General features: G+C 68.2%; 9 protein-coding genes. 2 read left to right on the top strand and 7 right to left on the bottom strand.

The genetic code is table 11. The features are described from left to right. Window positions 1–10: 10 nt before the first annotated feature. The 7 genes from ACZ5CM_RS02140 to ACZ5CM_RS02110 all read right to left on the bottom strand — a co-directional run bounded on the left by ACZ5CM_RS02140 (window position 11) and on the right by ACZ5CM_RS02110 (window position 9967). Window positions 11–1003: a TRAP transporter small permease subunit gene (locus tag ACZ5CM_RS02140; RefSeq protein ID WP_464640843.1), complete on the bottom strand. Its 993-nt coding sequence runs from the start codon at window positions 1001–1003 to the stop codon at window positions 11–13. Window positions 1004–1150: 147 nt separating this feature from the next. Further along, complete coding sequence (locus tag ACZ5CM_RS02135) at window positions 1151–2239, bottom strand: TRAP transporter substrate-binding protein (RefSeq protein ID WP_464640841.1); 1089 nt, start codon at window positions 2237–2239, stop codon at window positions 1151–1153. A gap of 163 nt (window positions 2240–2402) precedes the next feature. After that, window positions 2403–3197: a TIGR03084 family metal-binding protein gene (locus ACZ5CM_RS02130; protein ID WP_464640840.1), complete on the bottom strand. Its 795-nt coding sequence runs from the start codon at window positions 3195–3197 to the stop codon at window positions 2403–2405. Window positions 3198–3199: 2 nt separating this feature from the next. Further along, the gene (locus ACZ5CM_RS02125) at window positions 3200–5176 is read right to left on the bottom strand and encodes an acetyl-CoA carboxylase biotin carboxylase subunit (RefSeq protein ID WP_464640838.1); all 1977 of its coding nucleotides are present in this window, start codon (window positions 5174–5176) and stop codon (window positions 3200–3202) included. An 11-nt stretch (window positions 5177–5187) separates the two neighbouring features. Then, on the bottom strand, window positions 5188–6810 hold the full coding sequence (locus ACZ5CM_RS02120; RefSeq protein WP_464640836.1) for an acyl-CoA carboxylase subunit beta: 1623 nt from the start codon (window positions 6808–6810) through the stop codon (window positions 5188–5190). Continuing rightward, a complete protein-coding gene (locus tag ACZ5CM_RS02115) occupies window positions 6807–8627 on the bottom strand; it encodes an acyclic terpene utilization AtuA family protein (RefSeq protein WP_464640834.1) in 1821 nt (606 codons plus the stop codon). The genes ACZ5CM_RS02120 and ACZ5CM_RS02115 overlap by 4 nt, the downstream gene beginning before the upstream one ends. Further along, on the bottom strand, window positions 8624–9967 hold the full coding sequence (locus ACZ5CM_RS02110) for an NAD(P)H-dependent oxidoreductase (protein ID WP_464640832.1): 1344 nt from the start codon (window positions 9965–9967) through the stop codon (window positions 8624–8626). The genes ACZ5CM_RS02115 and ACZ5CM_RS02110 overlap by 4 nt, the downstream gene beginning before the upstream one ends. Before the next feature lie 221 nt (window positions 9968–10188). Between ACZ5CM_RS02110 and ACZ5CM_RS02105 the strand changes: the two genes are divergently transcribed. After that, a complete protein-coding gene (locus tag ACZ5CM_RS02105; protein WP_464642457.1) occupies window positions 10189–11397 on the top strand; it encodes an acetyl-CoA C-acetyltransferase in 1209 nt (402 codons plus the stop codon). Window positions 11398–11411: 14 nt separating this feature from the next. Next, complete coding sequence (locus ACZ5CM_RS02100; RefSeq protein WP_464640830.1) at window positions 11412–13556, top strand: 3-hydroxyacyl-CoA dehydrogenase NAD-binding domain-containing protein; 2145 nt, start codon at window positions 11412–11414, stop codon at window positions 13554–13556. Window positions 13557–13586: the final 30 nt, after the last annotated feature.

The raw sequence follows: 13586 nt of genomic DNA, 5'->3' as shown, positions 1-13586 counted from the left end.
TTGTCGCGGATCAGTGGGCCGCGCCATCGAATTCGCGATGGCCGGGTTCGCCGCGCCAGTCGGCGACGGAATCGAACAGCATCGCCACGAACTGGATCAGCATGGTCAGGCCGAATATCCCCAGGAACGCGGCCATCTGGTATTTCACATACATGCCGATGCCGCCGGTCTGGGTGATTTCGAAATTCATCACCGGGCTGTTGATGATCGATTGCGGCCCTGCAAAACCGACCGCCAGAACGGTCCACGCCGTCGGCATTCCCAGCAGGATCACGCCCCAGGCATTGAACAGCCCCTTCTTGCGCACGGACAGGCCGGCATAGAGAATGTCCACCCGCACATGGCCCTCCTCGTACAGCGTGTAGGCCGAGGCCAGCAGGAACAGCGCCGAATACCAGTACCGCACCAGGTCGCCCATGAACGCCTGTTCGTAGGAGAACACGAAGCGGGTGATGACAATACCCAGCTCGGCAATGATGATCAGAAGCGCCAGCCACGGAAACCCGAGCGATCGCGAGAACAGGGCAACCACGAAGCCCAGGATTACCAGCGGCAGGTGGAACCAGAGGCCGACGAAGTCGGGTCGCTGAAAGGTCAGGACGGTTTGCCGGTCGAAGAACAGGTCGAAGATGTTTTCGACCCGAAAGAAGGAGATGATGACGTCGGCAAGCCCGACGAACAATATTCCGAAATAGAATGCCCGCACCAGGTAGACATTGAACCGGTGAATGCGGTCGGCATCCCATCGCAGGGCGTTGCGGGAATTCGTCACCGCATAGGCAATGCCCGCGGCGATGCAGACGGCATAGACCAGCACGGGGATCAATGCGCCGGCATCACCGCTCAGGATGGCCTGGGGCGGCGGATATCCGAAACCGACATTCAGGACATTGGCGATCATGAAGGCGGCAAGAGCTCCCAGCGTCGCCCAGCCGAACATCCGGGTCAGCGGCGCGGGATCTCCATGGCGTTCGATTCCGGCGCTCATGTCCGTTGAAGACATTCTTTCCCCCACATTCTTTTCCGGGCGCCTCGCCGGTCGCGACCCGAGTCCCGATCGGCCGGCGTGGCGGTCACTCCTCGGCGCCGGAAAGCCCCATGGAAAAAGCGGGGCCCGAAAGCCCCGCCCGTTTTCTGCGGTTTAGTCCGGTCAGGTGTCGAGACCCAGAACACGGTTGCGCTGCGCCGTGAACTGACCCTGCATGAGCGCCATCGAACGGCCGATGTCGCGCAGCGCCGCCTGGAAGGCATCGTCCACCTCGGCGGCCAGCGCCGACTTGGCGCGAGTTTCCTCGAACACCTCGGCCGCGGCTTCGCCGAAGGCATCCCAGATGTCCTCGTTGAAGGAGGCCACCTTGACGCCCTGCTCTTCGACCAGCTTCTTGAGGTATTCCCCGTTCTTGGCCTGCATCTCGGCGAACATCAGCTGGTTTTCCATCAGCGCGGCGGCCTCGATCACGGCCTTTTCGCCGTCGGTCAGGCTGCCCCACCAGCTTGCGTTCATGGCCAGCGCGAGGTTGGCGTTCGGCTCGTGCATGCCCGAGGTGTAGTAGTACTTGGTCACCTCGTAGAACTTCATGAAGTAGTCGTTGAAGGGGCCGACCCACTCGGTCGCGTCCACGGCGCCCGAGACCAGGTTTTCATAGATCTGTCCGCCCGGCAGCGAGATGGTGGAGACGCCCAGCTTGCTCATCACTGTGCCGCCAAGGCCGGGGATGCGCATCTTGAGGCCCTTGAAGTCCTCGGGATCGTTGATTTCCTTCTGGAACCAGCCGCCCGCCTGGGTGCCGGTGGCGCCTGCGGGAAAGGCCTTCAACCCGAAGCTTCCCGAAACCTTGTCCCAGAGCGCCTGGCCGCCCCCGAACATGATCCACGCGTTCCACTCGTCCACGGTCATGCCGAAGGGCACGGCGGTGAAATAGGCAAAGGCCGGATCCTTGCCGACCCAGTAGTAATCGGCCGCGATATAGGCCTGCGAGTTGCCCGAAGCGACTTCGTCGAAGGAGTCGAACGCCTTGACCCGCTCGCCGGCGGCAAAGTAGTTCACCTTGATCGAACCCTGCGACAGGATCTCGATATTCTTGGCCAGGCGCTGGGCCGAGGTTCCCAGACCGGGGAAGTCCCGCGGCCAGGTGGACACGATGTTCATTTCTTTCCGGCCTTGTGCGAGGGCCGGAGCCGCCAACGCGCTTGCCCCGGCGCCCAGAGCGGCGCCCTTCAGGAATTTACGACGATCCATGCTGTTTCACTCCTCCGCGATGTCGTTTGTTGTTGTTGAATTGCACCGTTATGCTCATCACCGGCCGCGGAATGTCAATACCGATGACCCGAAAGCGGACAAGAAAAAGCACCAATTCGGGAGTGCATCCGGGCTGCGCGCTCAACCGATCCGAAAGGGCCGCTCAGACCGAACGCCGGAACCGTGTGCCGGGTGGCGGCGGCATCTCGGGTCCGCCGGCAAAGCACTGCGCAATCCGCATCCATTCGGCAGCCACCGGACCCTCGACGTCCAGCTGCGTATCGGCGATGTTTCGCGTCTGCGTCACCACCTGCGCGAACGCGACGGCACTGCCCCGGATCAGATCCCGCGCGTCCTCATCGCCAAAGCTCCACTGCGCCCCGGATGGAGCGACGAGCCGCAGCTGCGGCATGGTCTGGGGCACCTCGCGGCCATGCACCCGGAACGACCAGCCGAAGGTGTTGACACCCAGCACGACGATGTTGCGAACCCGGTCGGTTTCGCGCCGCTCAAGTCCCAGCAGATCGAACACCGCCTGGCCATGCGCCCAGGTCTCCATCTGCCGCGCGGTCATCGAAGAGCGCACCGACATCTCCGGCCCCACCCATCTGACCCGCGCCTTCGGATCCAACCCCTCCCATCGCCGGGCCATGTCGATGCAGCGCGTGTGCCATGCTTCGCGCAATTCCTCGCCGCGCAGCGCAACGGCGGCATTCTCGGTCGCGCGTATGCCGTGCGAGGCGATCCCCGCCATCGTCCGCTCAATCCGTTCCGCGAAATCGTCCGGCGCCACCAGCGACAGGTCCGCCATACCGTTCCAGAAATGCAGGTGAACGAACACGTCGTTCAGTGTCCAGCCCTTGAACTGGGTCTGCCGGTCCCAGTCGGGACCGGAAAGGTCCGCAACCGCCGCGTGGAGCGCCTCGCTTTCTTCAAGAAAATCCCGGGCCTGCTGCATCGTCAGTTCTCCTCCAGTTCGGCCAGAACGGTCCCGGCGGCAACCTGCTGGCCCGCCTCCACGCAAAGCCTGGTCACCGTTCCGGCAACGGCCGCCACGATCCTGTGCTGCATCTTCATCGCCTCCAGCACCACAAGCGTGTCACCCTTTTCGACCGCCTGCCCCGGCCGCACGGCAATCTCGCGCACCAGCCCCGGCATCGGGGCACGGTGCAGGCCGCCCGCGCTCTCGGCGCTGTCTGCGGCACCCGCGCGAAGGCGACGGAAGGTTGTCCGCCGACCGTCCAGGGCCAGATGAACCCGATCCCCGGAGACCCGCGCCACGGCTTCGAACACGCGCCCGTCAATGCGGACGATCAAGGACCCGTCCCCGACCCGTTCGTCCACGGCAATCCCGAATTCCTCGCCCCCCGCCTGCACCTGCCAGCCGCCCGGCCGGGCGCCGATGCGCAGGTGAACCGTCGCCCCCCCGGCCCCAAGCGCGAGGTCACGCGGCAGCAGCGGCGCGCTCGACCAGCCCAGCTGATCCGGCGCGACGAAGCCCGCACGCGCCATTGCCGCCCTCTGCCCGGCCCGCATCAGCAGCGTGGCGGCAAGGGCGAAATCGCGGAAATCCGGGCCGGCGGGTGAAAATCCCCCCGGGAAGGCACGGTCGAGAAACCCCGTCGTCGCCTGCCCGGCCACGAATTCGGGTCGCGCCAGGGCCTCGGCAAGAAAGGGCGCGTTGGTCACGCAACCCAGAACCACGCTGTCCCGCACCGCCTGCAGCAGCCGGGCGCGGGCCTCTTCGCGTGTCGCCCCATGCGCGACGATCTTGGCCAGAAGCGGGTCGTAGAACGGCGTCACCTCGAACCCCGTCGCGATCCCCGAATCAATGCGGATGCCGTCCCCCCTTGCCGGGCGCCACAGCTCGATCCGGCCGGTGGCCGGCAGGAACCCGTTTGCGGCGTCCTCGGCATAAAGCCGGGCCTCGATCGCGTGGCCGGCCAGGCGCAGATCCTCCTGCGCGAGCCCCAGAGCTTCGCCGCGCGCCACCCGGATCTGCATGGCCACGAGATCGAGCCCGGTCACCATCTCGGTCACCGGATGTTCGACCTGAAGGCGGGTGTTCATTTCCAGGAAGTAAAACGCGCCACCTTCGTCGAGCAGGAATTCGACCGTCCCCGCCCCACGATAGCCGACGGCGCGCGCCGCCTCGACCGCGACCTGCCCCATCCGGTCGCGCAGGTCGGGGGTCATCACCGGGCAGGGCGCCTCTTCGATCACCTTCTGGTGACGGCGCTGCACCGAACAGTCGCGCTCGCCCAGATGGACCACGTTGCCGAAAGCGTCGGCAAAGATCTGGAACTCCACATGCCGGGCATTTTCGACCGCCCGTTCCAGGACGAGTTCGTCCGACCCGAACGCCTCTGCCGCCTCGGACCGGGCCTGCGCGAGCGCCTCCGGCAGATCCTCTGCCGCACGCACCAGCCGCATCCCGCGCCCGCCACCCCCGGCCGCCGCCTTGACCATCACCGGATAGCCGATTCGCCCGGCTTCGGCCGCAAAAGCCGCGTCGCTCTGGTCGGCACCGTCATAGCCCGGCACGCAGGGGATCCCGGCCGCCGCCATCAGCCGCCGCGCCGCGGCCTTGTTTCCCATGGCGCGGATCGCCTGCGCCGGCGGACCGATGAAGACCAGCTCGGCGGCCTCGACGGCCTCGGCAAACCCGGCATTCTCGGACAGGAAGCCATAGCCGGGATGGATCGCGCCGGCACCGCTTTCGCGAGCGGCGGCCAAGATCTGCCCGGGGGACAGATAGCTTTCCTGCGCGGGGCCCTCGCCGATGCAGATGGTCATGTCCGCGGCCGCCACATGGGGCGCGCCCGCATCGGCCCGGCTGTAGACGGCCACGCCGCGCAGCCCCATCTCGCGCAGCGTACGCATCACCCGCACCGCGATTTCACCCCGGTTGGCGACAAGCACCGTATCGAACGCCATTCTTCCGCCCCCTAGAACCTGTGCACGGCATAGCCCGAGGGCCTGACCCGGCGCTCGCGCCCCTCAAGGCAGGTCTCCAGGCAGAAGCCCAGCACCCGCCGCGTGTCGCGCGGGTCGATCACCCCGTGATCCAGGCACCGCCCCGAGGTGTAGAACGCGTCCGACTGGCGGTCGAAATGGGCGATGATCCGGCGGCGTTGCTCGGCAAGTGCGGCCTCGTCCACTGCCTCTTTCCGGCGATCGGCACTTGCACGCGCGACGAGTTCCATGGTGCCGGCGGCCTGTTCGCCGCCCATGACCCCGGTCGTCGCATTCGGCCAGGCGAACAGGAAGTCGGGCTCGAAGGCGTGGCCGCTCATGCCGTAGTTCCCGGCCCCGAAACTTGCCCCGACATACAGCGTGATCCGGGGCACATCGACGCCGGTCACCGCCTGGATCATCTTGGCCCCGTGCTTGATCATGCCGGCGCGTTCGTATTCGGTGCCGACCATGAAGCCGGTGGTGTTGTTGAGAAAGATCAGCGGCATGTCCGACTGCCCGCACAGCTGGATGAACTGGGCCGCCTTGGCCGCTCCGTCCGGGTCGAGCGGGCCGTTGTTGCCGATGATGCCGACGGGAATGCCGGTGACCGCGGCCTGAAGGCAGACGGTGGCGGCGCCGTGGCCGGGCCGGAAATCCTCGAATACCGACCCGTCGACCACCCGCGCGGCGATTTCGCGCATGTCCACGGGCGTGCGGTAGTCCACCGGCACCACCCCGGCCAGCTCGTCCGGGTCGAGGGCCGGTTCGTCGAAATCCCTCGGCGCCCGCGGCGGCAGGTTGCGGTTCCAGTCGAGCCGCGCGAACAGATCGCGGGCGATCTCGATGGCGTGGGCATCATCCTCGGCCAGGTAGTCCACCAGCCCCGAAACCGTCGCGTGCATCTCGGCCCCGCCAAGGTCGCGGTCGCTGGCCGCCTCGCCGGTGGCGGCCCGCACCAGCGCCGCCCCGCCCAGCGCCGCCATGCCGTTGCCGCGCACGCCCACCACGTAGTCCGCAAGGCCCGGCATGTAGGCCCCGCCCGCCGTGGACGGCCCGTGCAGCACCGCCAGGTTGGGCAGCCCCGCGGCGCTGAGCCGGGCCAGGTTGCGAAACAGGCGCCCGCCATGCGCCCACAGCTCGACCCGGTATTCCATCAGGTTCGCGCCGGCGCTTTCCACCAAGTGGATGAACGGCAGCCTGTGCCGCAACGCGAGTTCCTGCGCACTGAGAAAGGCCGGAACCGTCATCGCGCTCATGGCACCGGCCTTGATGCCGGAATCGTCCACCACGATCATCGACCGCACCCCGGACACGAAACCGATGCCGATGATGACCGAAGCCCCGGGGATCGAGCGCGCCTCGTCATCGGTATCGGTCAGGTAGCCCGCCAGCGAGTGCAGCTGCACGAAGGGCATCCCCGGATCGAGCAGCCGCGACAGGCGTTCGCGCGGGGTGATCTGGCCGCGGGCCTCCATCCGTTCGCGGCGCCTCTCTGACAGCGCCGCCGCGCGGGATTCGAGCGCGCGCAGGCGATCGACCAGCGCCAGCATGTCGGCGCGGTTCGCGTTGAACGCCTCCGACCCCGGAACCGCCCGGCTTTGAAACCGCATCATGCCTTCCCCCCGTCATTGCCCCCGTGAATTTCACCGTCAACGTCTCTGTCGATGCCCGCAACCAGCCCCGCCGTCACCCGGACCGGCCGGGCCAGAAGGATCTGGGCAAAGCCCTTGCCCTGCGGGTCATTGCGCAGGCTGGCCACGCCGCCGCCGCCCAGGGCCCGGCGCAGCACGATGTTCATGGAATGGGTACCGGGCAGGTGGAAGCGCTCCACTTCGCCCTCCAGATACGGGGCAAAGATCTCCGCCACCCGCGCCGGCGTCAGCGCCGCCCAGATCCATGGCAGCAATGCCGGATCGCGGGCGATGACACCGATATTGACATCATCCCCCTTGTCGCCCGAGCGCGCCCAGGCAAGCTCTTCCAGCGGCCGCGCGACAAGGTCGGCGCGCGCGGGATCGACCGGCCGGGGCTCTGTGCCCGGACGGGGCGCGGGTTCGCGCACGGGCACCGCGGGCGGGGCGAAATCCACCGCCTTGCCCTCGAGGCTGACACGGCAGTGCACGTGACCGGCCTCGACCAGAAAGGAGAACAGCCGCACCACGGGCGAGGGCCGCGGCCGTCCCGCGCCGGTGAAGAAATGCAGCCCCGGCGGCGCCGCCAGCGCAGTGCCGGTGAGTTCCTTCAGGAATATCCCCACGGCGCGGGCATCGTCATGGCGCACCGCCGCCTTGAGCGAAATCTCCTCGTACGCGCCGGCCCCGCAGACCCCGCCGAAGGTCTCGACCGACACCTCGCGGAAATCCCCCAGACCCAGCGCCCGCAACCGCTCACACGCGCGCGCCAGCCCGGCATCGGCAAAAGCCCGCGCCTTGGCGCGCGCGGCGCGGCCGTTGAACTGAACGACCATGCCGCCACGGAAACCGTCGGCCCAGGTGGCCGACACCTTGAGCATCCCCGTCGGCGCCCGCCCGCGCGCACCCGCCACGGCAACCCGATCCGGCGCCACCTGCTCCATGGTCACCTGAGAAAAATCGCAAACCACGTCGGGCAGCACGTAGGCGCGCGGATCGCCGATTTCGTAAAGCATCTGCTCGCCCACCGTGGCCGGGGTGACAAGGCCGGCCGTGCCCTCGGGTCTGGTCAGGACCATGGCGCCGTCCGGGGCGACCTCGGCCACCGGATAGCCGATGCGGGCGATGTTGCCGGTCTGCTCCCAGTCGGTGAAATTGCCGCCCGTGGATTGCGGCCCGCATTCCAGCAGATGCCCGGCCAGCGAGCCGGCAGCAAGGCGGTCGAAATCGTCCCACCCCCAGCCATGCGCGTGAACGCAGGCCGCCAGGGCCAGCGCACTGTCCGCGCAACGCCCGGTGACGACGATATCGGCCCCCGCATCCAGAGCCGCCACGATCGGCGCCGCACCGACATAGGCATTCATCGAGGCAATCCGGTCGCGCGGCGGCATGGGCGCGCCGGAAAACATCTCGGCCCGGTCGGCAAATTCCTCGGCCCTCGTCAGCAGGTCGTCGCCCTCGACCACCGCCACCTTCAGCGCCAGCCCCGCGGCCCTTATCCGGTCGCGCAGGGCCTCTGCGCAGGCAGCCGGGTTGACACCACCGGCATTGGACAGCACCCGCACCCCGCATTCGGCGATGCGGGCAAGGTTGGGCGCCATCGCCTCGGTGACGAAATCGGTGGCAAATCCGGCGCCCGGATCCTTCAGTCGCGCCCGGGCCATGATCGACATGGTGATCTCGGCCAGGTAATCGTAGACGAGAAAATCCAGCCCCTCGACCGCCAGAAGCTGAGCCGTGGGATGCGCGGCCTCGCCCCAGAACCCGGCCGCGCCGCCTATGCGGAGCGTGCCGGTCACGCCGGCGCCACCATGGCCTCGGTTTCCCGCCTGAGCCGCGCGGCAGAGGTAGTTCCGTCAACCGCGACATCCGCCCATGTCAGGATCCGGTCGCGCGCCACCGGACGCAGCACCCGGGCCCCGCCCGCAAGGCCCAGCGGCAACGCCCCCATCGCCACCGAAATCCCGGCCGGGCGCAGCTCGCCGGCAACGCAATATCCGCCCTCGCCGTCAAGGATCTCTCCGGGCGCGAGATTGCGCTTGGCCACCGCCACAACGTCGGCGCAGAATTCGGTGGCGGTGCCGGTAGCCTCGCCGCGCAGGCCGACATTGGCAACCGACATGCCCAGCTCCAGTCCGATCAGGTGCCAGCGCTTCCAGGCGGCGAAATAGCGGCCGCTGTCATCGGTGGCGACATGATATTCCTCAAGGCAGCGGCGCTGGTATTCGGTGACCGCCTCGACCACCACCCACACGCCCATGCGGATGTCGTTGCCGATCACGCGCCCATGCGCGTCGAGGCAGTTCTGGACCTCGACGAGCCCCTTGCCCTCCAGCACGCCGCCATCGGCGCGCGGTCGCATCTGGTCGGCCAGATCGTCGATCGAGCCGGACGGATAGGCCAGCCCGCCCGAAGGCGCCTCCAGCCCGCAGGCATTGGCGATGGCGGCGCTTTCGATGGCCGGCTTGGTGCCGTCGAGGAAGGAATTGAACATCCTCGGGTTGAGCCGCCCGCGTTCGGCCTGCTCGGGCGTCAGGCCCCAGTGATCCCAGACCGTGTCGGGGGTCGAGAAGCGGTATTCCGGCTTCCACTTGTGCCCGCGCCCGGCGGCGACCACCTCGAAGCCGCATGTCCGTGCCCAGTCCACCAGCTCGACCGTCATGGCCGGCTGGTCGCCATAGGCCATCGAATAGATGACCCCCGCCGCGCGCGCATGTCTCGCCAGAGCCGCTCCGCAGAGCGCATCGGCCTCGACCGTGGCCGAGATGACATGCTTGCCGGCCTCGAACGCCGCCAGCAGGTGGCCCACCGCGACCACCGGGTCTCCGGTCGCCTCGACGATGATCTCGGGGCCGGGATGGGCGATCAGGGCGGCGCTGTCATCGGTGATGCAGGTCCCGCCACTGCGCAGGGCCTCGTCCAGCGTCGGCGCCGAGATGCGTTCGCGCGGCCAGTGGGCGTATTCCATGTTCGACCGCGCCCGGGCCACGTCCAGATCGGCGACCCCGACCACATGCACGCCCGGCAGGCGCAGCGCCTGCGCAAGGAACATGGTTCCGAACTTGCCCGCCCCGATCAGGCCGACGCGGATCGGCCGGCCCTGTGCGGCGCGGGCCTGCAACTGCTGGTAAAGCCCCATGCGAACCCCCTCCCTTTCCGCGGCGCAAGAATGGCGTGACCCTCAGGGAAAGGCTACCCTGTTTGCGCCCGGCTCCGGCCGCTCTGGCCCGCCCCCGGCCGAAATGACGCTGCGTTCCCTGTCCAACCGGCGCATTGCCGCAGGCGAAAGAGCCATGCCAAGCTGCGCCCCGTGGCACCGCGCGAGGGCGCGACCGGACATGGCCGGACATGGAGGAACCCATGGCGACAACCGCCTGCATCTTCGATGCCATCCGCACGCCCCGCTCGCGGGGCAGGCCCGACGGAACCCTGTACGAGGTCAAGCCCGTGCAGCTGGCCGCCGGCCTGCTGCGCGAACTGCAGGCCCGGCACGATCTGGACACGGCGCGGGTGGACGACGTGATCCTGGGCTGCGTGGATCCGGTGGGGGACCAGGGCGCCTGCATCGCCAAGGCTGCCGCGCAGGCCGCGCACTGGGACGAATCGGTGCCCGGCGTGCAGCTGGACCGGTTCTGCGCCTCGGGGCTCGAGGCGGTGAACATGGCCGCGGCCAAGATCGGATCCGGCCAGCAGGATCTGGTGGTGGCCGGCGGCGTGGAAAGCATGAGCCGCGTGCCGATGCTGTCGGCCGGCGGGGCGATGTTCACCGATCCCGACTTCGTCATCGACCAGCTTTCGGTCCCGCAGGGGATCGGCGCCGACCTGATCGCCACGCTCGACGGCTACAGCCGCGAGGAGGTGGACGCCTTCGCGGTGGAAAGCCATCGCCGCGCCGCCCGCGCCCGCGACAGCGGCTGGTTCGACCGCTCGGTGGTTCCGGTGCGCGACGAAAACGGGATCGTGATTCTCGAACGCGACGATTTCATCAAACCCGACACCGACATGCAGAAGCTGGCGGCGCTGAAACCCTCCTTCGCGCAGATGGGCGCATATGGCTATGACGACATGGCACTGGCGAAATACCCGCAAGTGGAACGCATTCGGCACGTGCACACGCCGGGAAACTCCTCGGGCATCGTGGACGGGGCCTCGGCGGTGCTGATCGGCAGCGAACGGGCCGGGCGCGAGCTGGGGCTGACTCCCCGCGCGCGCATCCTTGCCGCCACGGTGATCGCCACCGACCCGGTGATCATGCTGGCCGGGCCGGGACCGGCGGCGAAGAAATGCCTCGCCCGGGCGGGGCTGACGGCGGACGACATCGACATCTGGGAAATCAACGAAGCCTTCGCCTCGGTCGCGCTGCGCTACATGCGGGATCTGGGGCTGGAGCACGCGGTCACCAACGTCAACGGCGGCGCCATCGCCATGGGCCACCCGCTGGGGGCCACGGGCGGGATGCTGATCTCCATCGCCCTGGACGAGCTGGAGCGGCGCGGAGCGCGGCGGGCGATGATCTCGCTTTGCGTGGGCGGCGGCATGGGCATCTCGACCCTGATCGAGCGCGTGTGAGGAAGGAGGGCGCAATGGGCGAATTCCGCTTCCATCAGGATGACGAGGGCATCGTCACCGTCACCATGGACATGGACGGCCCGGTGAACACCATGTCCGAAGCCTTCTGGCCGCTCTATTCCGGCACCATCGCGCGGCTGGAGGCGACCGAAGGGCTGACCGGCGTGATCTGGACCTCGGCCAAGGACACGTTCTTTGCCGGCGGCGACCTGAACATGCTGCGCAGCATCGGCCCGGACGAGGTGGGCCGCATGTTCGCCGCCGTCGAAGAGATCAAGGCACTGATGCGGCGGCACGAAAGGCTGGGCGTGCCGACGGTGGCGGCGCTGGGCGGCGCGGCGCTGGGCGGCGGGCTGGAGCTGGCCCTGACCTGCACCCGCCGCATCGCCGCCGACACACCCCGCACGAAGATCGGCCTGCCCGAGGTCACGCTGGGCCTGCTGCCCGGCGGCGGCGGGGTGGTGCGGCTGACATGGCTGCTTGGGCTGGAGGCGGCCATGCCCTTCCTGCTGGAGGGCCGGCAGGTCGGGCCCGAAGAGGCAGCCCGGGCAGGGATCGTCCATGAGGTCGTCCCCGCCGCGCAGCTGCTATCGCGCGCGAAGGAATGGATCCTGTCGGTGCGGGGCGATGCGGCCGCCGCGACCCAGCCCTGGGACGCGAAGGGATACCGCATCCCCGGCGGGCGCTCCACATCGCCCGCGAACATGACCCGCATCGCCGGCGCGGCGGCGATGCTTTACCGCAGGACGCGCGGGCTGCTGCCGGCGCCGGTGCATATCCTCGACACCATGGCCGAGGCCGCCGGCAAGGTCGATTTCGACACCGCCACCCGCTATGAAAGCCGCCGCTTCGTGTCGCTGCTGCCGCGGGCCGAGACGAAGAACATGATCTCGACCCTGTTCTTCGACATGAACAAGGTCAAAGGCGGCGCCAGCCGGCCGAAAGACGTGCCGCCCACGCAGGTCCGGCGGCTGGGCATCCTGGGGGCCGGCATGATGGGGCACGGCATCGCCCATGCGGCGGCGATGGCTGGCATCGAGGTGGTGCTCAAGGACATCTCGCCCGACGCGGCCCGGCGCGGCAGGGACCAGGTGGCAGCCCTGCTGGACCGACGCGTCGAAAAGGGCCGGATGATGCCGGAGGCGCGCGATGCGGTGCTGGCGCGCATCACCCCCACCGACAGGGCCAAGGACCTGCGGGGCTGCGACCTGATCATCGAGGCCGTGCCCGAACGGATCGAGGTGAAGGACGCGGTGCTGCGCGAACACGAAGAGTTGCTGGCCAAAGACGGCATCTGGGGCTCCAACACCTCGACCCTGCCGATCACCCGGCTGGCGCAAAAGGCGCGCCGGCCGGAAAACCTCATCGGTCTGCATTTCTTTTCGCCGGTGGACCGGATGCCGCTGCTGGAAATCGTCCTGGGCGAAAAGACCGGCAACCAGACGCTGGCGCGGGCCTTCGACTTTGCCCGGCAAATCGGCAAGACACCGATCGTGGTCAATGACGGTACCGGATTCTACACCTCGCGCACCATCGGCACCAAGATGATCGAGGCGGTGCAGCTTGTGGCCGAAGGGCATGACCCGGTGCGGGTGGACAACCTGACACGGGCGCTGGGGATGCCGACGGGGATGCTGGCGCTGCTGGACGAGGTGCAGATCAGCCTGGTCAACGAGATCCACGACACGCAGGTGGGGATGGGGCTGCTGGACCCGGCAAGCGAGCCGAACCCCGAGGCCCGCGCCCTGCTGGCGGAGATGGTCGAACGGCACGGCCGCACCGGCAAGGCGGCTGGCAAGGGGTTCTACGACTACGGCCCCGAAGGCCGGACGATCTGGCCGGGCCTGTCGAAATGGCGCAACCCGCAGACCCGCATATCCGATGACGACATCAAGGACCGGATCCTCTTCCGCCCGGTTCTGGAAAGCCTCCGATGCCTCGAAGAGGGCGTCCTGCGCAGCGTGGCAGAGGGCAATGTGGGTTCTATCCTCGGAATCGGCGCGCCGCTCTGGACGGGAGGCTATATCCAGTTCGTGAACACCTTCGGGCTGCGGCGCAGCCTGAACCGCTGCAACGAGCTGGCATCGAAATACGGAAACCGCTTCGCCCCGCCCGAGATCCTGAAACGGCACGCAGCGGACAACAGACCCTTCACCTGAACACCGCCACCACCCCGCCTCTTCCTCTTG

The organism is Piezobacter thermophilus (genome assembly GCF_055386745.1).
This window is presented reverse-complemented; position numbering and strand designations above follow the sequence as displayed.